Below are 26751 nucleotides of genomic sequence, written 5' to 3' on the forward strand. Positions count from 1 at the left end.
GTCAATCAAGAAAATACTTTTTAGCATAGGTTTAATAGTCTTTTTCATAATAAATTTCAGGTATTAGAGTTTTATTAATAAACAGGCTAATTATTGAAAACCCTACTTGTATCATAAATAATACTGTAGTTGCTACTATTGTAATGTATCGTAGCCCTTATGTTTTTTTAAATTACTTTTAGTGATTTTTTAACTTAAGAAGGGGTATTTTTTCAGGGGTTGGTGCTGCAAAAAGAATAAAATGATTACCTTTTTTACTCGATAATCGATTTTTTTTCAATCAACTCATCTTGAGTAGAGGTTTTCAGCCGAAAAGTATGGTTTTTGGACTATAATGAAGTAGGTTTTTTTATCATAGCCATACGGTTAAAAAACCAACAAAATTAGCGTGCAACATGTAAATTTTGTAGGTCAAAGCAGTACTCAAGATGAGTTCAATATATGTCTCATGAATTTATTCCTGGGTAGTTTTCCAAAAATAGTTGATTTGAATTCTCTGTAGTTGTTATTAACAATCAAAAAAAAGTCATTAAATTGACAAAAACAATTCTAAATTCTAAGGGAATGATTCTGTATTTTAATGAAGACCATTTTTTATCTTTGATATCACAGAAATCAGATAGTAATGAAATACTTTTTCGTGTAAAATTACCTATCAAATTTAATGCTTGGTTTTGATAAACAACATAACATATTGTATAAATAGTCCTAAAATATGGCAGGAAATTATACACAAAAATACCTTTTCAGAATTAAAAAATAATCAGTTAACCTTACAGGAGAAATCAGGTAAAGGAACAATAGATGTGATTAATATCCAGGAAGGTTTGGCAATTACCTTTATTGATGTGACACTAGCAGAAAGCCTGAAGCTGATAAGAAAACCTGCCGAAACAAATGATTATTTTATCCTTAATTTTTATTTTTCAAGTATTGAAATCAAAGAGCAAATAGATGCTGTTATAAAATCTGTAGGCTTCACATATTATAGTATTATGTTGCAATCTTCAATGACAGAATCAACATCGGTAATACCTGCGAATATTCCCATACATATTTTTAATATTACTTTTTCCAAAAAATGGTTACATCAAAATGTATTAGGACTTGATGATGAAGTGCTTCAGCATTTTTTTAATAGAGAAGATCCTATATACCTATATGAAAATTTAGATTTTAATTGTAATCGCATTCTGAAAGAAATTAACCAAGCTTCAGATAGTTTAAACAAGGTGACTTTGTTTGCTAATGTGTTACAATTATTGGCAATTTTCTTTAAAAAGATAGAAGCACGTGCTACATTGAAGAAAAGCATTAAAATTAATGCTAACGACCTGGAAAGTTTACTAAAAGTAAAAGAACAGATTGAATACAATTGGAAAGAAAAACCCTCTAATGAAAGATTAGCAAAACAAGCAAGCATGAGTTTGAGTAAATTTAAGCAGTTGTTTAAACATGTTTTTGGGAGTAGTCCTTATCAGTATTATTTAAGTTTTAAGATGGAAAAAGCTATGGAATTACTTCAAAAAAAAGAGCATTCTGTTTCTGATATAGGATATATAATAGGATATTCTAATCTAAGTCAGTTTTCTAAAACCTTTAAAAAAACATACAACTGTCTTCCAAGTGAGGTTTATAATTCATAGAATTCAATAGAAGTTTTTAGTGTAGCTTTAGAATATGGCTTTTTGAAGTATTCTATTGTCTTTTTGGGCTATTTTGACATTGGACATCTATATAGCTTTGTACTGTTAAATTTATTTTGGGTGCCCAAAATAAAAATTGTTATGTATAACCAAAATTCAGGTTCAACAAACCACCTGAATCTAAAAGCTAATTTTATGCAACGAAAGATGTCGAAATTTTTAATGTTCATTTTTTTTGTTTTTCTATTAAGTAATTGTGATACTTCTGATGATACTGTGCCTAATCCCGATCCCGATGTGGCATATACTCTGTTGGTAGAAAAAGATGTAAAAATAAAAATGAGGGATAATGTCTCATTATTTGCAAACGTATACCGCCCGGATGCAGAAGGTAAATTCCCTGTAATTATGACCTTAGGGCCCTATGGCAAAGATGATTTACCCGCAGCATACGACCCTGTTGATGATGGTAATATACAGGTTTCAGAATATGCTGCATTTGAGCTTCCGGATCCGGCATATTGGGTAAAAAATGGTTATGTGGTGGTTGCTGTAGATAGCAGAGGCTCTGGCAAATCTCCCGGCAAAACCAGTCTGTTGGAAGAAAAAGAAGCAGAAGATTTTTATGATGCTATTGAGTGGGGAGGAGTACAAAGCTGGTCTTCCGGGAATGTTGGTATCACCGGAGTTTCATACTATGGAGTTTCACAATGGAGAGTTGCGGCAATGAATCCTCCACATCTCAAAGCAATGATGCCGTACGAGGGCTTTACAGATGTATACCGGGATGGTACGTATCATGGAGGTATTTCCAGTAAATTTATTGATGGATGGTTTAATTTTAGGATATTAGAAAATCTTTCTCCAGGAAATACCGGGTATAGAGATCTGCAGAGCGAGATAAATCAAAGCCCGCTGGCAACAGCAAGTGTTTATAAAGATTTGGATATTAAGAGTACGCTATCACAAATAAAAGTTCCGGCTTATGTAGCGGTAAGTCTTCAGGATCATGGATTACATACCAGAGGTACTATCAATGGTTTTAGAGAAATAGGATCATCTGAGAAATGGTTAGAATTATTCGGCCGAAAAAAATGGGAATATTATTATTCTTCTGATGCTACCTCCAGACAAAAAATGTTTTTTGATCAATTTTTGAAAGAAGAAGATTCTGGAATTTTTGGTCAGGCAAAGATACGGTATGAATTAAGAGAGGCCTATTATAAAGGAGATGTTAAGACAGCTAATGAATGGCCAATAGCAAATAGAAAGCTTACAAAAATGTATCTGGATGCAGAAACCATGACAATGGATAAGGATTTAAAAAGTGATACACAAACCGTAAGTTATGATGCCAGCGTACTAGAAGATCCATCGCAAATTACGGACACGCAAAGAGTGATATTCAGGCATTCATTTGAAGAAGATACAGATATTGTAGGAAGTATAAAATTACATGTATTTGTGAGTTCTGATATAGCAGACGATATAGATTTGTTTGTGGGTATTCAAAAAGAAGATGGAGCGGGAGAGCATGTGTATTTTCAAGGACCCGCAGAAGCAGCTGGACAAGTAGCAGCGGGCTGGTTACGTGTCTCACATCGCGATTTGAATACTAGTTTGTCTACGGCTGAAATTCCATTTCATACGCACGATCATGTTGAAAAAATAACTCCCAATGAAATTGTAGACGTTGAGGTAGAGATATGGCCTACGACCGTAAGATTTACTAAAGGAGAAAAATTGTTGTTAGTCATCCAGGGGAATGATATTGTAGCCTCTCAGGAAGAACATAAGGGTATTCTAAACAGAGGAAATACAAGGATACATACAGGAGGAGCATATAATTCGTATTTACAGATTCCTGTTTTAAAATAGATTTATTATATAATTCTCACTTCGATAACTTATAATAACAAAAAAGTCCAACATTTTGATGTTGGACTTTTGCTCCTCCTCTTGGGCTCGAACCAAGGACCCTCTGATTAACAGTCAGATGCTCTAACCAACTGAGCTAAGGAGGAATATATCTTTGCAAAGATATCGTGTTTTTCTCTTTTGCGAGTGCAAATATATACTAATTTTTCAATCTCAAAAAGATTTTTTTAATTTTTTATTATTAATTTTTACTTAAAAGATTTTCAAGTATCATTTCTAATCAAAAAATAGGTTGATTTTTATGATTCTTTACTCGATAATCGAGATTTAAATGCTCCAGAGCTTGCCTCGAAATCGATTTTTCTCCAATAAATATCCATGGGTTTACGCTGAGTAGTTTACCCAAAAATCAATTTATATAGATCATTTCCATTGGCAAATAGTAATAATGTAATAAGTATAATAAAACCAGTTAATTGTGCATATTCCATAAATTTATCTCCGGGTTTTCTTCCTGTTATAATCTCATACAATAAAAACATCACATGCCCTCCATCTAATGCAGGAATCGGCAGAATATTCATAAATGCCAAAATTATAGAGATAAAAGCAGTGGTACCCCAGAATGCTCTCCAGTTCCAAGAATCAGGAAAAAGACCTCCAATTGCTCCAAAACCACCTACGCCTTTATACGCACCAGTACTAGGATTAAAGATTTTTTTCATCTGTTTTACATAACTTCCCAGTGTAGATACACCTTTGTCAATTCCAGCTGGAATTGATTCCAGAAATGAATATTTTATCTTTTTTAGAGAAAGAACCCCTCGCTTTTCTAAATCTTCAAAATCACGGGTTCTAATCACTCCAATTTGACCATTCTCATTTATTTTGGCTTCAACAGTCTTTTCTGAAGCACCATTTTTTGCTGTAAGGGTTACTGTTTTATTTATGTTCTGGTCAATAATTGTTTTGATTTCATCAAGATACGTAACTTTTTGACCATTGATTGCAATAATTACGTCTCCCTTATTTAGATTAATCCCCTTGTTATGAGAATCTTTAGGAACTTCAGCAATAATAAATGGAAATCTTGGTGCCAGAAAAGAAGTTTTTTCTTCCATTTCTAAGAGCTTGGCAATAAAATCTACCGGAATTTCCTGATCAAAAGTAGTACCATTTCTGAGGATTGTCATTACATTGCCATTTATAATTTCTAATGGTAAGCTTCCAAATTTTTCTATCGGGTTACCATCTACGGCAAGTATATTATCGCCCGTTTTAATACCAAGTTTATCTCCAATTTCTGTATTGGTTACGTGAAAACCATCTTTAAGGCTATCTGCTTTGATATACGCATCTCCATATGCATATGCTAATGCAACATATATAATAATCGCCAAAATAAAGTTAACCGTTACACCACCGAGCATAATGATCAATCGTTGCCATGCCGGTTTGGATCTGAATTCCCATGGTTGTGGTGGTCCCGCCATTTGTTCTTTATCCATACTCTCATCGATCATTCCGGCAATTTTTACATAACCTCCCAGAGGTAGCCATCCAATTCCATAGACAGTTTCACCTATTTTTTTCTTAAATAAGGAATATTTTACGTCAAAAAAGAGATAAAATTTTTCTACTCTTGTCTTAAATAGTTTCGCAGGAATAAAATGTCCCAGTTCGTGAAGAACGATTAAAAAGGATAAACTTAGTAATAGTTGTATGGCTTTTATAAAAAATGGACTCATAGGTCTTGTATATTATTTTCAAAATTAAATCACGCAAAAGTAATCTTTTAGACCAGTTTATGAAAGAAATCAGAGATGCAGATGTTGCTTTTAGTATTTTTTTAGCGTAAACCGCAATTCCATCAAAGATAATCGGTGTAATTTTGTAATCTTATTTACATTCGGTTATGTTTAGATTCTTTGCCAGATACAAATTCTTTGCCATCGTTCTTTTTGTCCTTTCTGTGATTATTATTTCTATTATATATTCTATTCTAAAACCCAAGAAGATATTGCAGGTGTATGAGCCCTACCGAATAGATGCTACTTTGGTCGATAGTACGGTGCATCATATTCGTAAGTATCATAAAATTGCAGATTTTAGCTTACTGAATCAAAATGGGGAAGAGGTAACACAAGATGATTATAAAAATAAAATCTATGTTGCCGATTTTTTCTTTACTACCTGTCAGACAATTTGCCCTATTATGACAGGGAATATGAAGAAAATCCAGGACGAGTTAAAAGAGGATCAGGAAGTTTTATTATTATCGCATACAGTGATTCCTGAAACCGACAGTGTTCCGCAATTAAAAAAATATGCACTCAAGAAAGGAGTAGATGATCATAAATGGAACCTGGTGACAGGTGATAAAAAACACATTTATGATCTGGCCAGAAAATCATATATGGTGGCTAAGTCCGATGGAGATGGTGGTCCCTATGATATGATCCATACAGAGAATTTTGTTTTGATAGATAAAAAAAAACGTATTCGCGGATTTTATGATGGAACCAATGAAGAAGAAATCAAACGCTTATTAGAAGATATTTCAATCTTAAAAGAAGAAAAACTACCAAATACACACTAATATATCTGGTAGAATTCATTTTTTACCGTACTGTGTTATATAATTCTCATCTGAATTTAAAAATAATTTAATACAGTTTATGGTGATTTCACTTAAGAACTGCTATTAATCCTGTAAAGGACAATCAGTTGGATTCTCTTCACATACGGCATCTATCCACTGCTCGAATCCATCATAGAATGTTTCATTAAAGAATTCAATAAGCTCATTAAAATCTACATCTTCAAACAGTTCATCAGCATCGAGAGGTTCCTGGGGATGGATATTGTAGTTCAAAAACTCAATTTCGCTGTCTTGAAGCAATTCAATAACAAGCTTTAATGGCGCGTTCATAACCGGATTAGTTTGAGTAAAGGGATATGGAAAAGACCAGTTTTCATTTGCTTCATCACAAGAGCCTATAGGTCCGGTGAATTCTATTCCGCCAAAATAAAATTCATTTCCAAAAAGTCCCAGAATAGAATCATCTGGTCCATTTTCCGGAACATAATTATAAGGAAATGTATTAACTACTTGTCCACCTTGATCAAGCCATATAAATCGATCAGCCTTTCTGATTCTCATGCCACAAAAATTGTTTGGGAATATGACTTCATCTTCATAATAAGGAAGTGCAGGTAAAAACTGAACAGGGATTGTGATTTTGGGTTTATCATCAATGATCGTTGTAAAATCTATGACAATTCGGTAGTTTTGACTACCAAGTGTTCCATAGGACAAATCAATATATGGTGGTAATTCTGGAAAATTCTTCGGATCCGGAGTATCACCACCATTTCCTGAATCTACAACGGCATCTTTTTTATCCATCATAAAATCAAACTGATCCTTGCCCATGGCATTCTTGACCCTGAGACGAAAAGATGTTTTTACATTGGTTTTCCAGGAATAGGTATATACTTTGGTTGAATTCGCCGGGATTTCGAAACCTTCAGGAATAATTCCTGACGGATTTTTCATAGATTTCCACTTTCTGTTAGCGTAATATTCAAAATAGACTTCTGGACCGCTATAAGCACTACAAGGTGGACTCTGACAGATACTACCTGTAGGAGCATTGGATATATAATGATCATTACTACTGTTCTGAACGGCTTTGCTACATATTTTTCCTTTCCACTTTTTACTATTATTCATGACTGCGTGTAGCCGATATCTTGGACCTTTGTTACAGGCAGAAGGAGAAAGACTGGCACAATCATTTACAAAACCCTGGTAATTATTTGGAGTTTTATCCAGTTCTACAAATTCTGGATTTCCTAAAAATCCGCCTGCAATAGAACTGGTAAAATTACTATTCTTACATGCAACTATTCTTCGTGAAGGAGGCGTTGCAATTTCAATAGGAAAATTCATACCGGCATTTCTGGCCCATCCTTGTTCTTCAATATTTTTGGAATGTATAGAAGTATTCTTCATTTTTAAAAAGGATGGAATCCGAGTTCCTGGTTGAGAAAGTGCCCAGAAAGCTTCCTGTTCAGAAAATTCTTTTCCGGTGAGTTCAGAAATAGTATTTAAAACAGAACATTCTGAACAATCACTTTCTTCCATGATAAAAGCTCCCTGAAGTTCTCCATCATCAATTTTATGAAATCGAATTATGTTTCCGTTATCTAATATAATTTTGGCTTCTGTGTCAGAAATTTCAGAAAGCTGTTCTAATGAGTTGGTAGTAGGTTCTTTAATTTCTGTTTTTTCACACGAAATTAGAAGTATTACCAGAGAATACATCCATATGCCGATTTTTAAGTTTCTCATGATTGTAAGGATAAATAGTGTTATTAAGTACTTACTCTATATAAGGCTTTTCAGTTTCCGCCTGATTCTAAATTTAGATAAGTCAAAACTACAGCGTAGTACATTGAAAGAGTCCGAAATCTTTGAAATTCAAAATTTCCAGACAGATATTAGGTGTTATCCCTGTTATATATGGGGGTAAAGAACTATGGTTTTTATATCATAATACTATTGATACAAATACTTAAAAAGAAATGAGCTCTGAGAGCGATTTTAAGAATTTAGCTTTTCCAATAGATAATTTTCACTTACTTTTGCCTTGTTTAAAATTAATCTAAATAAAGACTTGAAGATTACAATTGCAAACTTAAAAAAGGGGCAACGTGCCTTGATTAAAGAAATAACATCAGAAATTATTCCACTAAAGTTATTAGAAATGGGGTGTTTGCCTGGGAATGAGGTAGAATTAATACAAACAGCTCCTTTTCAATGTCCTATGTATCTTACTATCAATGGGAGTCATCTGGCGATTCGTAGAGAGATGGCAGCTCAAATAGAAGTCGAAATTATATAACAGCGTTTTTTTATGGCTAAGCAAATTAAAGTTTCACTTATAGGAAACCCCAATACAGGTAAAACGTCTGTTTTTAATTTGCTTACCGGTCTTAATCAACAGGTAGGAAATTATCCCGGTATTACCGTAGAAAAAAAAGAAGGTATTTGTAAACTACCCAGAGGAGTGAAGGCACATATTCTTGATTTACCTGGAACTTATAGTCTTAATGCTTCTTCTCTTGATGAAAATGTAGTGATTGAGATTTTACTCAACAAAAAAGATAAAGATTTTCCTGATGTAGCCGTAGTCGTTAGTGATGTGGAAAATCTTAAAAGAAATTTATTACTTTTTACGCAGATAAAAGATTTAGAAATCCCAACGATTTTAGTCATTAATATGGCGGATCGTATGCGTAGTAGTGGAATTTCATTAGATATCCCTCTATTAGAAAAAGAATTAAATACTAAAATAGCATTAATCAGTGCAAGAAAAAATCAAGGTATTGATGAGCTCAAAAAATTAATAGTTGCATATGGCTCATTGTCAACAAAACCTTGTGTTAATGCATTAACTTTTGCCCCAGAGTATTTTAACAGACTTCAAAAAGCATTTCCTAAGCAATCATTGTATAAACTTTGGTTAGTGATTACTCAAGATGTAAATTTCAGGAAGGTTGATAAGAAGAAATCTTCTATTACTCCTGATTTTGAGATAAAATCAGAAAGTGAATTAAAGCGTTTTCAGCAAAAGGAAACCATCAAGCGGTATCAATTTATCAATGGAGTATTAAAAAAAGGATTGATAATTGATGAAAAAGCAGCTACTGGTATGCGTGCCAGATTGGATAGGGTATTAACTCATAAGTTCTGGGGGTACTTTATCTTTTTTGCGATATTATTATTTATTTTTCAGGCTATTTATGATTGGTCATCTTATCCGATGGATCTTATTGATGAAGGCTTTGCCTGGCTTAGTGAAGTAACCAAATCCGGACTCCCATCAGGTCCATTTGTGGATCTGATTACCGAAGGTATTATTCCTGGTTTGGGAGGTATTGTCATTTTTATCCCTCAGATTGCGTTTTTGTTTCTTTTTATATCTATTCTGGAAGAAAGTGGCTATATGAGCAGGGTAGTGTTTCTTATGGATCGGGTGATGAGAAGATTCGGACTAAGCGGGAAGAGTGTGGTTCCGTTAGTTTCTGGAACAGCTTGTGCCATACCTGCTGTGATGGCTACCAGAAATATTGAGAACTGGAAAGAACGTCTGATTACTATTTTGGTAGTTCCTTTTACTACCTGCTCAGCAAGACTTCCTGTTTATTTGATTATTATTTCCCTCGTAATTCCTAATGAAAAAGTGGGATGGATATTTAGTTATCAAAGCCTTACGCTAATGTTGTTGTATTTTTTGGGATTTGGAACGGCAGTAGGTTCTGCCTGGATACTTAATAAAATATTAAAGATCAAAAGTAAGACCTATTTTGTAATCGAAATGCCAGGATATAAACTACCATTACTAAAAAATGTAGTTATAAATGTAATTGAGAAAACAAAGGCATTTGTATTAGGTGCAGGGAAAATAATCTTAGCTATTTCTATTGTATTATGGGTTTTAGCAAGTTTTGGTCCTAATGATAAATTCAGTAATGCAGCGCAGATCGTTACAGAAAAATACACCAACTTGTCAGGAGAAGAGTTAGATCAAAAAATAGCTTCTCATAAATTAGAATATTCTTTTATTGGATATGCGGGAAAAGCTATTGAACCGATTGTAGCTCCTTTGGGGTATGATTGGAAAATAGGAATAGGAATTATCAGTTCTTTTGCTGCGAGAGAAGTTTTTGTAGGTACATTGGCAACAATTTATAGTGTGGGTAGTGATGAAGAAGAAACTATAAAAAACAGGATGAAGGCAGAGGTCAATACGGTTACCGGAGGTCCCTTGTTTAATCTTGCCAGTGGGATATCATTATTGCTGTTTTATGCTTTTGCGATGCAATGTATGAGTACGCTGGCTATTGTAAAACGCGAAACCAATAGCTGGAAATGGCCAATGGCGCAACTTATATTTATGAGTGGACTGGCATATGGCATAGCATTGATTGTATATCAAGTTTTAAAATGAATTCAATAAAAGAATAAGTTTTAGTATCTTTAAACGACCGAGTTTATATGAATATCCTTATACAAAACATATTAGTATTTCTTGTTGCTGCGATGGCGATGGGTTTTTTAATTAAAAAATTCTTTTTAAAACCAAAAGTAGTTAAGACAAACAAAAAAGGAGTGTCAAAACCTTGCGGTGCAGCAAAATGTGGATGTCATTAAGAGCATGTTTTAAAAGAATACAAATTTAAAGATTAATAATTTGAGGCTTTGAGTGCATTTTAGGTCATTGATCATATCGAGAGATATATAAGGTTTTTAAGCAAGTTCTAAAATGTCTATATTATTAATAATAGCAGTATATTTTTTTGATTCTTGGTAAAATATATGCCATTTTATCAGTAGCAGTATTTATTCCAGTATGTCTATTACTGAAATATGTTCTCAATAAGATTTTGCTATTTTTTAAACCACTTTAACCGATTAGTACTTATCAAGTACACGCCTATAAAAATAAGAATGCAGCAAAATAGTTTGGTTACCGTAATATCTCCTTTGTACTGACTATCAGGGAAAAAGCAAGTTATTATGGCAACTAATAACATAGCCACAGCAGGATGTACATAAATATAGCTGCTGGATACTGCAGGTTTTACATATTGCAAAGCAAACATATTAAGCAGGTATGCTAAAAAAGTTGGCCCAATGATTACATAGCATAAAGAAATCCAGTTAGAAGTTTCATATGTTGTAAAATCCGTATCCAGTAATTGATCAATACAAAAAGGAAACATACCTATAAAACCTGACAAAAAAGTCCAGAATATGATTGTTATAGGTTGATATTTTGCCGTTAAAGGTTTTATCAGTACCAGATAGAATGCAAATGACAATGCACTAAGTCCTATAAAAATATTTCCTTTTAGAGAACCTGTTCCTAAAGCTGAGTTCCCCAGGTAAATTAGTAAAATGGCACCACTACCTCCCATAAATATTCCTAGAATACGTTGTACAGTAAGCGGTTCTTTTAGTATAAAATAACTGATGATAATAGTAAATATAGGCATAGCCGTTACAATAATTGCGGCATCCACTGGGGATGTCAGGCTTAACCCATTCATGGAGAAGAATTGATTAGAGGCGACACCTAATAGTCCACATAAAAACAGTCTGGGAATATCTTTTTTTTCTACATTTTCTTTACTAAAGAATTTTAGAATAAAAAATAACAATCCAGCGCTACCAATTCTTAAAAACACTAATGCAGAAGCTCCTATTTTTTCAGGCATTAAACCTTTGGCAATAAGATAATTGGCGCCATACATAGTGTTGAGACTCAATAATGCAATGTGTGCTTTTGCCTTGTTGGAAATCATTTTTAACATTGATTTAATTACAGTACAGTACTGTTACGGAGTACTCTTTTGTTGTTTATTAAAGACCATCTATTGATAGATATACCCTAAATGTAGTTTTTATTATATGACTGTGGGTTTCTTTGTGTAAAATCTAGCGTCTACTAAGTATTTGATAGTCAAATACTTATTATCTAATCAGGCAATATTAAAAAATTAAACAGGATTTAAAACTTTATTTTTTGCTTTTTTTGGATATAACATCATTTTTTTTCAAATATTTTTATCCCTGATAAAATTAGTGGTAGCAATGCAATTAACATTTATTTAACGAGTAGTTCCAGGTAATAATCAGACGGATTTATTTTTTGATCAGATGACGGATACGGAATTAGATTATAACCAAAAATTGTCTTATTATGTGAAGTAATTAGTTCTTTGATATTCTTAGGAGATATACCTTTAGCTCCGATAATGATTTCTTTTTCTTCTAGCAAATCATCATTCTCATACAGTCCGATAAGCACTGTAGCTTGTCCAGCCCAGAAACAAGTCACATCCGAAGGACATCGGGAATCCTCTACAACTTTTATGAATTTAACTGCCTTTTTATCTAATGTAAATGATGTTCCTGTTTTTAGCTTTGTAATAATTTTTGGAGGAGTTATTTGTATAGAATCCTGTCCCATTATGTAAATGGGAGCTATCAGTAATAGTGTAAAGATATATCGTTTCATCTATTCTTTTTTATTATGTTAGCGGTCAGATAAGAGCCCTTAATGACTAAAATAAACATTCTTTTGTTGTTTTATAAGGATTTTTTAATCGTGTTGATTTCATAAGGTATTTTCATTCGGGTTCTAATGTAAGATAAAATATCAATGCTCATCTAATATTTTGCTATTCTTATAAATTGCCTTTCTGAAGATAGCTTCCTTCTTATATCCATTTTTTTCGAGTATTTTCATAGAAGCGATATTATGCTCAAAAACTCCTGCATAAATTCTTATCAGATTTAGTTTTTCAAAACCATAGTTGGTTATTAGTGCTACCGCTTTGGTTGCAATTCCATGACCCCAATAAGGTTCTCCAATCCAGTATCCTACTTCTGCGGATTTGTGATAAATATCTTTCTGAACTAACAGACTGATTACTCCGCATAAGTTGTTTTTATATTCAATAGCAAAACTTTGCTTTGGGGCTTGAGATTTTGTAATTTTTATAAAGGATTCAGCATCTTTTTCAGAATATGGATGAGGAAAATAATCTCTTACATTATTCCAGATATTATAGTTATTAGCGAGCAGGGCTAATTGTAATACGATTTATAACTAAAAATTTCGCATATTCATCGTTTCTTTTTCCTTTCTACTTCGTTTAAAAAATAAACCGTAGCTATAGCTATGCTTGATTTTTTTGCCTTGCATAAAGAAAAAATAATTCAATGAATTTATACGAATTTTTTAATCACAAATCGTATAATTTGTCTGATAACCTAAGCTCTCTTAGGATAATTTCCTTGTCTTTCACTAGTTTTTATTTTTTTTAAATATAAAATAAAAAATACTCCAAATATTTACAATATGGATAGGGCTATCATATTTCGTTCTATATTTATACCGACTCAAGTTGGAAATGATATTCATGTAAACATATGCAAAAGAAGAAAATTATTATCACTGGTTCAGGGATAGCAGGATTGGCATCGGCTATTCGTTTACAGAATCAAGGTTTTGATGTTCATGTCTATGAAGCAAATTCATATCCGGGAGGTAAATTGACTGAAATTCATAACTATGGATATCGATTTGATGCAGGTCCGTCTTTATTTACAATGCCACACTTTGTAGAAGAGCTATTTACCATTTCCGGAAAAAAAACCTTGGATTATTTTACCTTTCAAAAGAAAGAGGTCATTTGCAACTATTTTTATGAAGATGATACCCGATTTACAGCTTTTTCGGATACTCAGATGTTTGCCAGAGCGGCAGAAAAAACCTTTGATGTGCGTGCAGATGCTATTTTGGACTATTTTGAGAATAGTAAACTAAAATATGACCTGACTTCATCTGTTTTTCTGGAAAAATCATTACATAAGTTAGCTACATATATGTCTATTGATACTATAAAAGCAATTGTAAGTATGCGTGCTTTGGGGATTAATAGGAGCCTGCATCAGGTAAATAAAAAGTATTTTGAGGATTCGAGATTGGTACAGTTTTTTGATCGATTTGCAACCTATAATGGCTCCTCTCCATATTTGACTCCAGGGATTATGTCTATCATTCCTCATTTAGAACAATATTATGGTACTTTTTTCCCAAAAGGAGGTATGTATAGTATAACAAAAAGTATATATCAATTAGCATTAGATATCGGGATACGATTTCATTTTAATACAAAAGTTGATCAGATTATTGTAGAAAATAAAATAGCCAGAGGTGTCCTTGTAAATAATAGCAGAGTAGATGCGGCTGTCGTGATTTCTAATATGGATGTTTTTCCCACATATAGAAAATTATTGCCTGGTCAAAAAGCACCTGAGAAAATACTAAAACAACCAAGATCAAGTTCTGCTTTGATTTTTTACTGGGGTATTAAAAATGAATTTCCTGAGTTGGATTTACATAATGTTTTTTTTTCAAAAGATTATCAAAGAGAGTTTGACTATATTTTTGAGAAGAAACAAGTCACTGATGACCCTACAATTTATATTAATATTACGGCTAAGCATGAGGAGAGTGATGCGCCTAAGGGATGCGAAAACTGGTTTGTTATGATCAATGTTCCGGCTAATGAAGGGCAAGATTGGGACGAGATTATTACCAGATCCCGTATTAATATTTTGAATAAACTATCGCGCATACTAAATACGAGAATTGATGAATTAATTGAAGTAGAAGAGATTCTGGATCCCCGAAGTATAGAATCCAAAACACAATCGTATCAAGGTTCGTTATATGGGGCGGGCAGTAATACTGAATATGCGGCTTTTTTGAGACATCCTAATTTTTCCCAAACTATTAAAAATCTATACTTTTGTGGTGGTAGTGTCCATCCGGGCGGAGGAATACCGCTATGTTTGTTATCGGGTAAAATTGTCTCAGAATTGATTAAAAAAGATTGTAAATCCAGCTAAGTATGAGAGAGGATAAAAAGCTCACAATCTCGATTTTTATTATTTGGTTGTTTAATATATCAGGAATACTGGGTATTGTTTTTGGGCATGAAAATTGGTTTTTAAGGCTGACACCATTGAATTTGTTGATCTATTTGGGACTCATTTTTTGGAACTCGTCAATACATAAAAAACTGATTTTAGCATTATTGATTCCTTTTAGTATTGGGATGGTTGTAGAATACTTAGGTGTCAATTATGGGGTAATTTTTGGGAACTATGGATATGGAGAAAATTTAGGCTTCAAAATTCTTGGAGTTCCATTAATGATAGGTGTTAACTGGGCAATTTTGATCTATTGTACTGCTGCCATTTCAGAAAAAATTCATAAGAACATAATCTTTTCTTCTCTGATTGGAGCTGTACTTATGGTAACTCTTGATATGATTATAGAAATATCAGCTCCAAGATTCGGTTTTTGGGAATTTATGAATGGCGTTGTCCCTTTACAAAACTATATGGGTTGGTTCATAACTGCCTTTATTGCTCATATATTATTCCAAAAAGTATTCAAAACCTTGCAATACACACTTTCCATCCATACCTTCATTGCCATGTTTGTCTTTTTTACAATATTTTTGTTTGTTTAAATTATTGAGAGTATAGGAATTTAACTTCTTTTTGCAAGTCTATTTCGTTTATTTCGTTTAATTTTATATGAGCGCTGTTAAAATATAAATAATGGAATCTTTTATAGATATTAGAAAACCATCTAAAGACGAGCAATTGACAGCCAGGAAGTCATATGATACGCTCGCTGCTATTTTGGAGCAATTAGAAACCGAAAATCCCGAAATAGAAATTAAAGAAACACAAGAGAAAATAAAAGTTCCATTACATGCATTAAAATTATTGGCTAAAATTTTAAAGGGTTTAGGTCAAGGCACTCCAGTTTCTATCGTACCTGTTCCCGCAGAAATGACTACACAAGCAGCCGCTCAGTTTTTGGGCTGTTCAAGACCGCATTTGGTTAAATTATTAGAAGAAGGACAAATTAATTTTACGAAGATTGGTAAACATAGGCGGGTTAAGTTTGATGATGTCGTGAAATACAAAAAAGGAATAAAAACCAGGCAGAAAGACCTTCTAAGAGGAATAATGAAATTAGATGAAGAATTAGGTATGTATGATTCATAGTATTCGGTTTATTTTTTTTGGATACTAACGATATTTATTATTTTGAATTACTTATTGCGAGCTATATACGTCCAAACGGAGTATTCATATTTTGATGAGTGGGAAAACGAAATGAAAAGAAAAGGCGTCAGTGAAGGTGAAATTAGGGAGAGCGATGACAAGACTAACAAAGCATTTCGAGGTGTATTAGTACATAATAACACCTCGCGGGTTGATGGATTGAGTTTGTCAGATCCTAAAGGGATTCATATGCTTGCAGTTGTTGTCAAAACTAATATAACTGTAACAAATAATCTAAAAGATTTTCCCAGAGAGTGTCTTCAATATTTTGGTTTGATAACTAAAGGTACAAGTTGTTTTTTAGCTGACATTATTGATTTATATTCAAAAAATACAATCAAAGCTTTTAAAGAATTAGTAGTAAATAGGAGAAATCCTGATTTGGATGGAAACAAGGTCTTGGGGATTCTGAGAAAACAAAGTCTTAAAAATACTGTAGATTGCCTACATTCTTTATTTTAAAATTGATAATTAAGTTTTTCTTATGCAAAAATACGATTACATTATTATAGGTGGCGGAGCATCAGGTTTGATGCTTGCATATCGTATGGCAATAGATTCATTTTTTGATCAAAAGCAGGTCTTGATAATTGATAAAGAAAATAAAGATAGGAACGATCGTACGTGGTGTTTTTGGGAAGAAAAAAAAGGAACCTGGGATGCTGTAGTAAGCAAAAAATGGGATCAGATCTTTTTTGGGAGTGACGACTATTCTAATCAGACTTTAATTTCTCCATATTCTTACAAACTTATCAGGAGTAAGTATTTTTATGAGTTTGTACTTAAAACATTAAAAACAAAATCGAATGTTACTTTGGTTCAGCAACAGGTTGTTGATATTATTGATGAAGGAAACGCTGTAGAGATAGAAACAGATCAACAGATGTATCTGGGTGATAAAGTTTTTAGTAGTGTTTTGTTTTCGTTGGCATATAAAAATCAGCAAAAATATCCAGTATTGCATCAACATTTTATAGGTTGGTTTATAAAGACAGAAGCGCCTGCTTTTGATAGTGATACAGCTACTTTTATGGATTTTAAAGTTCCTCAAGAAGGAAATACAAGGTTTATGTATGTACTGCCACTTTCAGAAACAGAAGCTTTATTTGAATATACTTTGTTTTCTGAACATGTTTTAGAAAAACATGCGTATGAGAATGAGATTTCCAGATATTTGGAAAAAAAAGGGATAGAAAATTATACAGTAATAGAGAAAGAAAAAGGGTGTATCCCTATGACTTGCTATGAATTTAGAAAACAAAACTCTGAGAATGTATTATATATTGGAACAGCAGGTGGCTGGACAAAACCGAGTACAGGATATACGTTTAAGAATGCCTCAAAGAAAACGAAATCACTGATTGCATATATTAAAAAAAATGAAGACGTATCCAAGTTTGATACAAGAACCAAATTCTGGTATTATGACCTATTGTTTCTAGATCTGTTGTATAAAGAAAATCAAAAAGGTGCTTTTTTGTTCTCAAGGTTATTTAAGAAGAATAAAATTACAAAGATTTTAAAATTTCTGGATGAAGAAACCTCGCTTGCAGAGGACTTAAAAATAGCGAGATCTATGCCATCTTTTATATTTTTAAAGATGATTTGGTATCGGATTTTTAATGATCAATAATTGAGATTGAAGGAATCAATTTTATACCACCCCTCGTTCTTTCTGTATTTGCTCGTATGCTTTTTGTACTTCTTTAAATTTTTCTTCAGCACCTTTGATATGCACAGGATCCATATGCTGTACTTTATCAGGATGGTATTTTTTTGCCATAGTCCTATAGGCTTTTTTTACTTCAGCATCTGTAGCAGTTTTTTCGATTTCCAGAATTTTGTATGCGTGATCTCCTGTTTTAAAGAACATCGCTTTGATGCTTTCAAAATCTCTGAAATTAACCCGCATAAAACCAGCCATTTTCTGTATTTCAAGAGCTTCTGCTTGACTAACCTGTCCATCAGCATTTGCAATCCCAAATAAAAAATGAAGAATCTGTAATCTCGCTTCATAACGAGTACGATGTGTAAGAAATATACAGATTCGCTGTGAAGATATCTCTCTGTTTTTTATCACATCATTAAAAGTTCTAAAAGTAGCATTGGCACGTTCTTTTCCGTAGGCACTTACAAAATATTGGCGTACATAATCAAGTTCGGTTTGATTCACCTGACCATCAGCTTTAATAACAATGGAGGAAAGAGAGAGCAGGTTTAATTCAAAATCTCCCGGAGTTACCTCTTCTTGCTGAGAAAATACATTGGTAAAACTTCTTTTGTTTTCTTTTTTATTTCGGGTAGCATCAAATAAGCTTCCCAAAATAAAGCCAAGCAAAGCTCCTGGTAATCTAAAAAAAGAATAGCCTAATATGGCTGCTATCCATTTAATCATTCAATAACAATTTTTTGAAGGTGTAAAGATACTTGATTTATCTAATCCCTGATTAATATATGCCATATTAGTAAATCATACCTTCAATTCGTTACCAAAAATTAACATTAAAAGTTGGTACTATCTTATAATTCAGATATAAGCAGGTAGTAATAGAGAATAAATAGTTTTATTTTTAAAAATGTAATTGATGTATACGACTACTTGGCAGTCATAGTAATATGGTACATTATTTGTACCTTTGTATAAAAATTTTAAATAAAAATAGTTAAGAAATATGTATCCAGCAGATTTAGTAAAACCAATGCGCGAAGATCTTACCAATATAGGTTTTGATGAATTACAGACAGCAGAAGCAGTAGAAGCTGCTATAGCAAAAGAAGGAACAACTTTGGTAGTAGTGAATTCAGTTTGCGGATGTGCAGCGGCAAATGCAAGACCGGGAGCAAAATCCTCCCTGTCTAATGATAAAAAACCAGATAATCTAGTAACAGTTTTTGCTGGGGTAGATCGTGAAGCTACTGATAAGGCTCGTGGATTTATGGTTCCGTTTCCTCCGTCTTCTCCATCTATGGCGTTATTTAAAAATGGAGAACTTGTGCATATGTTGGAGCGTCACCATATTGAAGGCAGACCAGCAGAAATGATAGCAGAGAATCTTAAAGATGCTTATAACGAACACTGCTAGAATAAAAGAATACGTTTATCAATTTATAAACCGTCTGCAGTTTGCAGACGGTTTTTGTTATTAAGTACGCTGAATTATTTTTAGCTCTAGGTATTCTGGACGTTGTAATTTTATGCGCAAAGAATTGGCTAACTAAAAATAATATCAGACCTTGCACTAATGTAGTACGAATTAAAATTTATTAATTGCTAAGAGAAGTTATGGGGGCAATAAAAAGGGTAGTTTCATATCCGCTTTCAGTAGTTTTCTATTTGTTTTTTGGATTAACATTGGTAATTTTTCATCCTTTGCAATGGCTAGGAGTTACATTATCAGGAGCAGGAGCTCATAGAGGAGTTGTGAATATAATGAATCTATGTTTACTTAGGTGTTTACACATATTGGGAGTGGTAATTAGTTTTGAAAATAAACACAAGTTGCCTAAAAATCGTTCATTAATAATTGTTTCTAATCATCAGAGCATGTTTGATGTTCCGCTGATTTCCTGGTATTTGCACAAATATAAACCTAAGTTCATTTCTAAAATTGAATTGGGTACAGGAATTCCAAGTATTTCTTTTAATCTAAGGAATGGAGGTCATGCGCTCATTGATAGGAAAAATCCAAAACAATCAATTCCGGTAGTTTCTAAATTTGGAAAGTTCATTGCAAACAATAATTTTTCGGCAGTTATATTTCCTGAGGGGACAAGAAGTAGAAATGGAGAACCTAAAGAATTTGCTCATACCGGATTAAAAATAATGTTTAAAAATGCTCCAAACGCATTAGTTGTCCCTGTTACGATTAATAATAGTTGGAAACTGGTAAGATTTGGTAATTTTCCGATGGGAGTAGGTATTCATCTGACATTAGAAGTGCAGAAGCCATTGGAGATAGGTAAATTACCTATAGATGAATTATTGAATACTGTAGAAAATAGGATAGTCTCGACTATAAAAATATAAAACCAAAAGCTATGGCAATAGATAATATTAGGTTAGAAGTAATGAAATTACTGGAAAAAAGGATTGAATCGTACATAGATCGATTTTTGATTCCGATAGATGAGGTATGGCAGCCGACGGATTTTTTACCTAATTCGCAGAACGAAGATACCTTTTTTGATGAGGTAAAAGAGTTAAGAGAATTAGCAAAAGAACTCCCATATGATTTTTGGGTAGTTTTGGTTGGAGATACCATTACAGAAGAGGCGCTTCCTACTTATGAATCCTGGTTAATGGATGTAGAAGGAGTGAATCAGCACGAAGGGGAACGAGGAAATGGATGGTCTAGATGGGTTCGGTATTGGACTAGTGAGGAAAATAGGCACGGTGATACTCTAAACAAGTATTTATATCTATCAGGGCGTGTAAATATGATTGAAGTAGAAAGAACTACACAACATCTAATTAATGATGGTTTTGATATTGGGACTGATAGAGATCCGTATAAAAACTTTGTATATACCAGTTTTCAGGAATTAGCCACTAATATTTCTCACAATAGAGTAGCCAAATTGGCGCGAGAGTATTCTAATAAATCACTAGCAAAAATGTGTAAAATTATTGCGGGTGATGAAATGCGTCATTTTAATGCATATAGTGAGTTTGTAAAGAATATCTTTGAAGTAGATCCTAGTCAGATGATGGTCGCTTTTAGCGATATGATGAAGCATAAAATAGTGATGCCTGCAGTGTTTCTTAGAGAATCTGGTAATGAAACGGGTACTGCTTTTGAGGAATTTTCTAATGCTGCCCAGCGTATAGGTGTGTATACCGCTCAGGATTATATCGATATTATGCAACGCTTAATTACCAAGTGGGAAATTGATAAACTTGTAGATCTTAGCGATGAAGCAGAAAAAGCTAGAGATTTTGTAATGAAATTGCCAGCTAGAATGCAAAGAATAAGTGAAAGACTTGTGATTCCAGAAGAAATTTTCAAATTCAAATGGGTTGAACCAGCATTGGTTAAATAAATAGGAACTACTATAATTATGACTCAAGATCAAATTATAGATAAAACTATTGATTTTGTAAAGGAAACTCTTAGCGGAGCAGAAGGAGGACATGATTGGTTCCATATTCAGCGTGTCTTTACCAATGCAAAGCAAATAGCCTCTGATGAAGAGGTGGATATTTTTATTGTTTCTCTGGGAGCCTTACTTCATGATATCGCTGACTCCAAGTTTCATAATGGAGATGAGACGGTAGGCCCTAAGGTAGCTAGTGATTTTTTAAGAAGTCTTCAATTAGAAGAAAATGTAATTGACCACGTAGTTCATATTATAGAAAACATTTCTTTTAAAGGAGGAAATAATGTTCAGAAATTTAAATCTCCAGAGCTGGATGTTATACAAGATGCGGATCGATTAGATGCCATAGGTGCTATTGGTATAGCCAGGTGTTTTAATTATGGAGGGTTTAAGAACAGAGCATTATATGATCCGGAAATAGCTCCTAATCTAAAAATGACAAGAGAAGAGTATAAAAATTCTACAGCACCAACAATTAATCATTTTTATGAGAAATTACTGCTTCTTAAAGATAAAATGAATACCAAAGCAGGTAAAAGAATTGCAGAACAAAGGCATGTTTTTATGGAAGAGTTTTTAGAACAGTTTTATAGAGAATGGAAAGGCAGGCATTGATGAGTTGCCCACCTATAGTTGTTTTGATGTTCATTTTTTGATGATGATTATACCATTTATTAAATGATGTACTGAAAATAGATATACTTTTCTTTTAAAGTACATTCAAAAAAAATGGCATTACTATTCGTTTTTTTGAATGATTATGAAAAAATGTTAACCGTAAATTCTGCGATTAGCAGAAAATAATTTAGAATAATGCTTACTAATACTTTGGTAAATGCTATCATAATTAGTGATTTATTTTTCCGTTATTAATGGTTATTAATTTAGAAGAACGATTGTTTACGAATTCCATGGTAAATCTGTCTATCTCCTTATATCCGTCTACTTTATTGATTAATAATGTATTTATTCTATCCGCTTCTTCTATTAGATTCGAATATTTGCAATTTTTTAATTCATATTCTACAGTTTCTGTAGATGTTCCTTTTTCAGAAACTAGCAACCCTTTTACATATAGGAATTGATGAATATGGTCGCATTTGCAATTTGATTTTAAAACATTTAGTATAGCATTAGATTTATCTTCTTTTACCTTTTTTGCAAATAATTTGGCATAGATTAAAATTCCTGCGATGATTCCAATAGAAAATAAAACTAATTGCTTTCTCATTGTTAATGTCTTTACTTGATAATCGAGATTTAAATGCTCCAGCTTGCCTCGAAATCGAAATGTTTTTTCAATAAATGTCTCGTGGGAAAACCCCAGGGTAGTTTACTATAGAAAGTATTTCAATGATAACTGTATCAAAGTAATTACAAAAAAACAGTAATAACAAGGTGGGTAAACCCAATTTAAAGAAAAAAGGGTTGTAAATACGAATTTAATATTCTGAAAATCAATATTTTGAAATATTGTCTGCATAGTATTTTTTAAGATTTTACTTTGCCCTGTTTTTATGAATTTAGGATTGTTTTATACGATTTACAACTAAAAATTTCGCATATTCATCGTTTCTTTTTCCTTTCTACTTCGTTTAAAAAATAAACCGTAGCTATAGCTATGCTTGATTTTTTTGCCTTGCATAAAGAAAAAATAATTCAATGAATTTATACGAATTTTTTAATCACAAATCGTATTATACCAAAATTAACAATCCTAAAGCAGATTTGCCTGGTATATTAATAGCAAAAAGCGTTTCAATTTTTAGCCAAAACTTAGAAGAGATATACCATTTTGGATTTTAAAAAAACTAGTGTTTTGATTTCAACTCTTTTATATAAAAAGAAGGTAATAAACCGGTATGGATTTTAAAGTACTTAGAAAAAGAATCTGCACTCTTATAGCCTACTTCTTCTGCAATGGATTTAATTGAATAAGACCTAAATTTGGAATCGTTTTTTAATCTTACAATAGCATAGGCAATTCTTAAATCATTAATATATGTATTAAAATTTTTTCCAAAATGTGAATTAATTACTTTGGATAAATACGAAGTATTGGTTGCTATTTTTTTTGCTACATTATAGAGGTTACATTCCGTTTTAAGATAGTATTCTTGAGATTCTATTTTTTGTAATCCTTGTAGAATTTGTTCATATAGTTGATCACTTATATATAATTCTGATGATTGAGATTCTGATTTTTTATTTTTTATGTCAGTTAATGGTTGTTTTTGTGCAGGTGTAATCTTAGTATGTATGTTTTCTTGTTTTTCAATTTTGGTCAATAGAATATCAAACTTTTTTTTATTCTTCTTTTTTGCTTTCTGAAAAAAGAATACTATAATCACTAAGCTTATACCAAACAGACTCAAACCAATTTGAGAATATGTAAGTCTGTTTTTCTGTTTTTTCTTTTGATTTTCCAGAATATCAATTTCACTTTGATAATCTGCCATGGTGATATCCCGTATTTTTTTTGATGCAGAGGACTTTTTGGAATTCAATTTACTAAGACTAAGGATATGTTGTTCATAATAGTAATTAGAGTTTTCTAAATCTCCATTTTTTTTATGAGCTTGCCCCAATAATTTATAGCACCTGCTTAATTCATCAGAGTTACTATATTTATTTGTAAGTATTTCTAATGATTCTGAGAGTACTTTGATACTTCCTTCGTATTCTTCCTGATTAAGTTTGCACTCACCAATTAAATTCAGAATTTTCCCTAAGAATACAATATCATTCGCTTTATAGCATAGACTTTTTGCTTGATTTAGAAATGTAAGTGCCTTTGTATATTTTTTTTTGTTTTTATAGATAATACCCCGGTGCAATAATAGGTCAATATGTATATTATCGATTTTTGTTTTTTTTGTAAACTTGAGTCCTCTGTCATTAGCATATAGTGCAGAGTCTAATAAATTTAGTTTTATATATGCTTCGGATATTCTGGCATTAAAAAGCATGAGTCCTGTGTGAACTCTTTTTTCTGTGCTTTTATGTGCATACATGAGTAGTTCTTTCTCACTGTTTTTTAGTTCCGTTAAGGCAGTCCGATAATCTCCGGTTCTTAATTTTATAAAAGCCAGATTTGTTTTAATGATAGATATGTACGATTGATTTTTGATTTTTTCTGCCTTGGATAATGCTTCAGAATATGCAGAACTTGCTTTATCATATTCTTCAATATCAAAATAATGATTTCCTTTGAGATTGATTATAAATATATTTTGATCGCGCAATTCTTCTTTTTCTGCTATAGAAGAAGCATTATCCAGATATTCAATAGCCAACTGATTATTCCCGGAATTGAGATTGGCAGTACTAAGATGTTGCAAAGCTTCTATCATATTCTGGGCGTCGTTAGTATCAAATGCTCTTTTGTATAATAAATTGCTTAGAGAAATGATTTCTTCTACTTTGCTATGATCCAATGCCTCGATTTGCAATCGTATGTCTTCCGTATTCTTGTCAATGAGAATTTCATCTACTTGAGCGATGCCTTTGTTTAAAGATATCACAAGAAAAAAAAGGAATAGATGTAATACATTCATTAAAGAGAGGGTTGATATTCAAAAGTAACCAAAAAAACCTTTAAAATAAACGCAATTGTCCATCTTTATGGGACTCGTGCAATTCGCAATTTATATAAGTTTTATATGCTGTGGGGAAATATTTTTTTCTGGCTATGTCAAACATTTGATGTATTTGATCTGCTATATTACCTGTTCCTTTCATTCTTCTTCCGAATTGGCTATCGTTTAGACTACCTTCGTGACACTCCATGATTTGATGTAGAATTTTGTCTTTTTTATCGGGTAACGTATTTTCTAGCCATTTTGTGAATATCTGGCCAATAGCGCCATTTAATCTTACTACAGTGTATCCAATACTTTTTGCACCGCGTAAAGAAACTTCTTTGGATAATGATAATATTTCGTGACTGTTAATGGATGGAATGATTGGCGCCATCATAACATTTGTTGGTATTCCTAAAGCATTTAATTTTTCTAAGGTCTCCAGACGTTTTTTAATACTTGCCGTTCTGGGTTCCAGAATTCTTCTGGTTTCTTCCTTTAAGGATGTAATGGATAAGAAAACAGATACCAGATTGTCTTTTGCCAAAGAAGAGAGAATATCAAGATCTCGTTGTATGAGAACATTTTTAGTAATAATCCCAACAGGATGTCTATATTTTAGAAAAACTTCCAGAAGCTGTCTGGTGATTTTGAGCTTTTTTTCTATAGGTTGGTAGCAATCTGTATTACCGGATAGTGCAATTGGGTATGCCTTCCATTTTTTGCTTTTCAATTTTTTTTCTAGTAATTCCGGAGCATTTTTTTTGACCAAAATTTTACTCTCAAAATCTATTCCGGCATCATAACCCCAGTATTCGTGAGAATTACGTGCGTAGCAGTAAACACAGCCGTGCTCACACCCCTGATATGGATTAAGAGAATAAACCATGCCAACATCGGGGCTTGTCACCTTGTTTACAATAGTTTTAGGAAAAGTTTCTATGAAAGTAGTCTGATACTTATGTATAGGTTCTCCTTCCTTCTCGAGGTAGTTGAGAAAATCATCACGCAATTCATGTTGATGTGCAGAAAATCGATTATGAATTTTTTCCTGAGCGCCTCTTCCTTTGATCACTTTTTTTGGTTCCAAATGCTGTAGTATTTTAAAATGATAAAGATAAATAGTTACATTGGAATATTTCCTATTTATTATGGAAATATTCCAATTAATATAAAATTGTTTAACCTTTACTGTAATAAAAAGCACAAATTTTATCAGGTAAGATTACTCCTTTTTCCAGATTCTGTTTTTGAATACATCATCTACTGATGTGTTAAAAATGTGATTAAAGTAATTGCTCATAGTTTTAATTCCCACAGCAGCAATTACACCCAAAATATGGTTCTGAGTGTAACCGGCATTTATAAAATTATCAATATCCGTTTGCGTAAGTACTCCTCTTTTTGAGGTTACAGTTTTTGAAAATAGACTTAATGCTCTAAGCTTTTTATCTGGTATTTCAGAATTGTTTCTTATAGCATTTGTAACTTCGATAGGGACTTGTGTCATTGTATCACCAACAAAACTATGGGCCGCCATACAATACGCACACCCATTGTCAAAAGCGATTGATAAAAATATGACTTCTTGCTCTTGCGGATTAAATCCTGAGTTGGCTCTAAAAGAAGTATAGGATGATACATACCCTTCCAGCAATGCTGTATTATTCGCCATACCACTATACATATTAGGAATAAACCCTAATTTCTTTTGAGTGTTTTCCAAAATTTTAGTTGAAATCGTATCTGCTTTTTCAATTGGTTTAAGTTCTAAATTCATTGTTTTCTGTAGTTAAAAAATTAATTAATTTAATTCTAA

Annotated in this window: 25 protein-coding genes and 1 tRNA gene; 15 read left to right on the forward strand and 11 right to left on the reverse strand. The window is 32.6% G+C overall.

Annotated features, from left to right (window positions below; genetic code table 11):
* Nucleotides 1-674: 674 nt before the first annotated feature.
* Both F0000_RS02465 and F0000_RS02470 read left to right on the forward strand, forming a co-directional pair.
* Nucleotides 675-1646, forward strand: coding sequence for an AraC family transcriptional regulator (locus tag F0000_RS02465; protein WP_149623114.1), 972 nt, complete (start codon nt 675-677; stop codon nt 1644-1646).
* Nucleotides 1647-1868: 222 nt separating this feature from the next.
* The gene (locus F0000_RS02470; protein WP_188112001.1) at nt 1869-3524 is read left to right on the forward strand and encodes a CocE/NonD family hydrolase; all 1656 of its coding nucleotides are present in this window, start codon (nt 1869-1871) and stop codon (nt 3522-3524) included.
* A gap of 72 nt (nt 3525-3596) precedes the next feature.
* On the opposite strand, the gene F0000_RS02475 is transcribed toward F0000_RS02470, so the two are convergent.
* Both F0000_RS02475 and rseP read right to left on the reverse strand, forming a co-directional pair.
* Nucleotides 3597-3670, reverse strand: a tRNA-Asn gene (locus tag F0000_RS02475).
* 252 nt (nt 3671-3922) lie between these two features.
* Complete coding sequence (rseP, locus tag F0000_RS02480; RefSeq protein WP_149623116.1) at nt 3923-5272, reverse strand: RIP metalloprotease RseP; 1350 nt, start codon at nt 5270-5272, stop codon at nt 3923-3925.
* Nucleotides 5273-5439: 167 nt separating this feature from the next.
* Here rseP and F0000_RS02485 point away from each other — a divergent pair, with 167 nt between their 5' ends.
* Nucleotides 5440-6123: an SCO family protein gene (locus F0000_RS02485; protein ID WP_149623117.1), complete on the forward strand. Its 684-nt coding sequence runs from the start codon at nt 5440-5442 to the stop codon at nt 6121-6123.
* Between the two features lie 105 nt (nt 6124-6228).
* Here F0000_RS02485 and F0000_RS02490 read toward each other — a convergent pair whose 3' ends face one another.
* The gene (locus F0000_RS02490; RefSeq protein WP_149623118.1) at nt 6229-7881 is read right to left on the reverse strand and encodes a hypothetical protein; all 1653 of its coding nucleotides are present in this window, start codon (nt 7879-7881) and stop codon (nt 6229-6231) included.
* Nucleotides 7882-8206: 325 nt separating this feature from the next.
* Here F0000_RS02490 and F0000_RS02495 point away from each other — a divergent pair, with 325 nt between their 5' ends.
* The 3 genes from F0000_RS02495 to F0000_RS27590 are packed head-to-tail and all read left to right on the forward strand — an operon-like array spanning nt 8207 to nt 10746.
* On the forward strand, nt 8207-8434 hold the full coding sequence (locus F0000_RS02495) for a FeoA family protein (RefSeq protein WP_149623119.1): 228 nt from the start codon (nt 8207-8209) through the stop codon (nt 8432-8434).
* Nucleotides 8435-8446: 12 nt separating this feature from the next.
* The gene (feoB, locus tag F0000_RS02500; protein ID WP_149623120.1) at nt 8447-10543 is read left to right on the forward strand and encodes a ferrous iron transport protein B; all 2097 of its coding nucleotides are present in this window, start codon (nt 8447-8449) and stop codon (nt 10541-10543) included.
* 47 nt (nt 10544-10590) lie between these two features.
* Nucleotides 10591-10746 carry a hypothetical protein gene (locus tag F0000_RS27590; RefSeq protein WP_188112002.1) on the forward strand — a complete coding sequence of 52 codons (156 nt, stop codon included), beginning with the start codon at nt 10591-10593 and terminating at the stop codon, nt 10744-10746.
* 236 nt (nt 10747-10982) lie between these two features.
* Here the strand turns inward: F0000_RS27590 and F0000_RS02505 are convergent, their stop codons facing one another.
* The 3 genes from F0000_RS02505 to F0000_RS02515 form a co-directional block, all read right to left on the reverse strand.
* Complete coding sequence (locus tag F0000_RS02505; RefSeq protein WP_188112003.1) at nt 10983-11900, reverse strand: DMT family transporter; 918 nt, start codon at nt 11898-11900, stop codon at nt 10983-10985.
* 302 nt (nt 11901-12202) lie between these two features.
* The gene (locus tag F0000_RS02510) at nt 12203-12616 is read right to left on the reverse strand and encodes a hypothetical protein (protein ID WP_149623122.1); all 414 of its coding nucleotides are present in this window, start codon (nt 12614-12616) and stop codon (nt 12203-12205) included.
* A 141-nt stretch (nt 12617-12757) separates the two neighbouring features.
* On the reverse strand, nt 12758-13204 hold the full coding sequence (locus F0000_RS02515) for a GNAT family N-acetyltransferase (RefSeq protein WP_149623190.1): 447 nt from the start codon (nt 13202-13204) through the stop codon (nt 12758-12760).
* Between the two features lie 329 nt (nt 13205-13533).
* Between F0000_RS02515 and crtD the strand changes: the two genes are divergently transcribed.
* The 5 genes from crtD to F0000_RS02540 all read left to right on the forward strand — a co-directional run bounded on the left by crtD (nt 13534) and on the right by F0000_RS02540 (nt 17887).
* A complete protein-coding gene (gene crtD / locus F0000_RS02520; RefSeq protein WP_149623123.1) occupies nt 13534-15018 on the forward strand; it encodes a 1-hydroxycarotenoid 3,4-desaturase CrtD in 1485 nt (494 codons plus the stop codon).
* Nucleotides 15019-15020: 2 nt separating this feature from the next.
* Nucleotides 15021-15647 carry a carotenoid biosynthesis protein gene (locus tag F0000_RS02525; RefSeq protein WP_149623124.1) on the forward strand — a complete coding sequence of 209 codons (627 nt, stop codon included), beginning with the start codon at nt 15021-15023 and terminating at the stop codon, nt 15645-15647.
* Between the two features lie 91 nt (nt 15648-15738).
* Nucleotides 15739-16194, forward strand: a complete 456-nt coding sequence (locus F0000_RS02530; RefSeq protein WP_149623125.1) for a helix-turn-helix domain-containing protein — start codon at nt 15739-15741, stop codon at nt 16192-16194.
* Between the two features lie 111 nt (nt 16195-16305).
* Nucleotides 16306-16716: a PIN domain-containing protein gene (locus F0000_RS02535; RefSeq protein ID WP_149623126.1), complete on the forward strand. Its 411-nt coding sequence runs from the start codon at nt 16306-16308 to the stop codon at nt 16714-16716.
* 22 nt (nt 16717-16738) lie between these two features.
* Nucleotides 16739-17887 (forward strand): lycopene cyclase family protein, encoded by a 1149-nt coding sequence (locus F0000_RS02540; RefSeq protein WP_149623127.1) that lies wholly within the window; start codon nt 16739-16741, stop codon nt 17885-17887.
* A gap of 21 nt (nt 17888-17908) precedes the next feature.
* Here the strand turns inward: F0000_RS02540 and F0000_RS02545 are convergent, their stop codons facing one another.
* Nucleotides 17909-18649 carry a TerB family tellurite resistance protein gene (locus tag F0000_RS02545; protein WP_149623128.1) on the reverse strand — a complete coding sequence of 247 codons (741 nt, stop codon included), beginning with the start codon at nt 18647-18649 and terminating at the stop codon, nt 17909-17911.
* Between the two features lie 277 nt (nt 18650-18926).
* Here F0000_RS02545 and F0000_RS02550 point away from each other — a divergent pair, with 277 nt between their 5' ends.
* From F0000_RS02550 to F0000_RS02565, 4 genes are all read left to right on the forward strand, one after another.
* Nucleotides 18927-19337, forward strand: a complete 411-nt coding sequence (locus F0000_RS02550) for a BrxA/BrxB family bacilliredoxin (RefSeq protein ID WP_149623129.1) — start codon at nt 18927-18929, stop codon at nt 19335-19337.
* Nucleotides 19338-19522: 185 nt separating this feature from the next.
* Nucleotides 19523-20281: a lysophospholipid acyltransferase family protein gene (locus tag F0000_RS02555; protein WP_368668060.1), complete on the forward strand. Its 759-nt coding sequence runs from the start codon at nt 19523-19525 to the stop codon at nt 20279-20281.
* A gap of 11 nt (nt 20282-20292) precedes the next feature.
* Entirely contained in the window at nt 20293-21294 is a 1002-nt protein-coding gene (locus F0000_RS02560; protein ID WP_149623130.1) for an acyl-ACP desaturase, read from the forward strand.
* Between the two features lie 18 nt (nt 21295-21312).
* Entirely contained in the window at nt 21313-21966 is a 654-nt protein-coding gene (locus F0000_RS02565) for an HD domain-containing protein (RefSeq protein WP_149623131.1), read from the forward strand.
* A 232-nt stretch (nt 21967-22198) separates the two neighbouring features.
* Here the strand turns inward: F0000_RS02565 and F0000_RS02570 are convergent, their stop codons facing one another.
* From F0000_RS02570 to F0000_RS02585, 4 genes are all read right to left on the reverse strand, one after another.
* On the reverse strand, nt 22199-22582 hold the full coding sequence (locus F0000_RS02570) for a hypothetical protein (RefSeq protein ID WP_149623132.1): 384 nt from the start codon (nt 22580-22582) through the stop codon (nt 22199-22201).
* Between the two features lie 580 nt (nt 22583-23162).
* Nucleotides 23163-24908 carry an AraC family transcriptional regulator gene (locus F0000_RS02575; protein ID WP_149623133.1) on the reverse strand — a complete coding sequence of 582 codons (1746 nt, stop codon included), beginning with the start codon at nt 24906-24908 and terminating at the stop codon, nt 23163-23165.
* A 40-nt stretch (nt 24909-24948) separates the two neighbouring features.
* On the reverse strand, nt 24949-26022 hold the full coding sequence (locus tag F0000_RS02580) for a PA0069 family radical SAM protein (protein WP_149623134.1): 1074 nt from the start codon (nt 26020-26022) through the stop codon (nt 24949-24951).
* Between the two features lie 135 nt (nt 26023-26157).
* A complete protein-coding gene (locus F0000_RS02585) occupies nt 26158-26712 on the reverse strand; it encodes a carboxymuconolactone decarboxylase family protein (RefSeq protein WP_149623135.1) in 555 nt (184 codons plus the stop codon).
* Nucleotides 26713-26751: the final 39 nt, after the last annotated feature.

The organism is Aquimarina sp. RZ0, from assembly GCF_008370685.1.
In the GTDB taxonomy this organism is placed as follows: Bacteria; Bacteroidota; Bacteroidia; order Flavobacteriales; family Flavobacteriaceae; genus Aquimarina.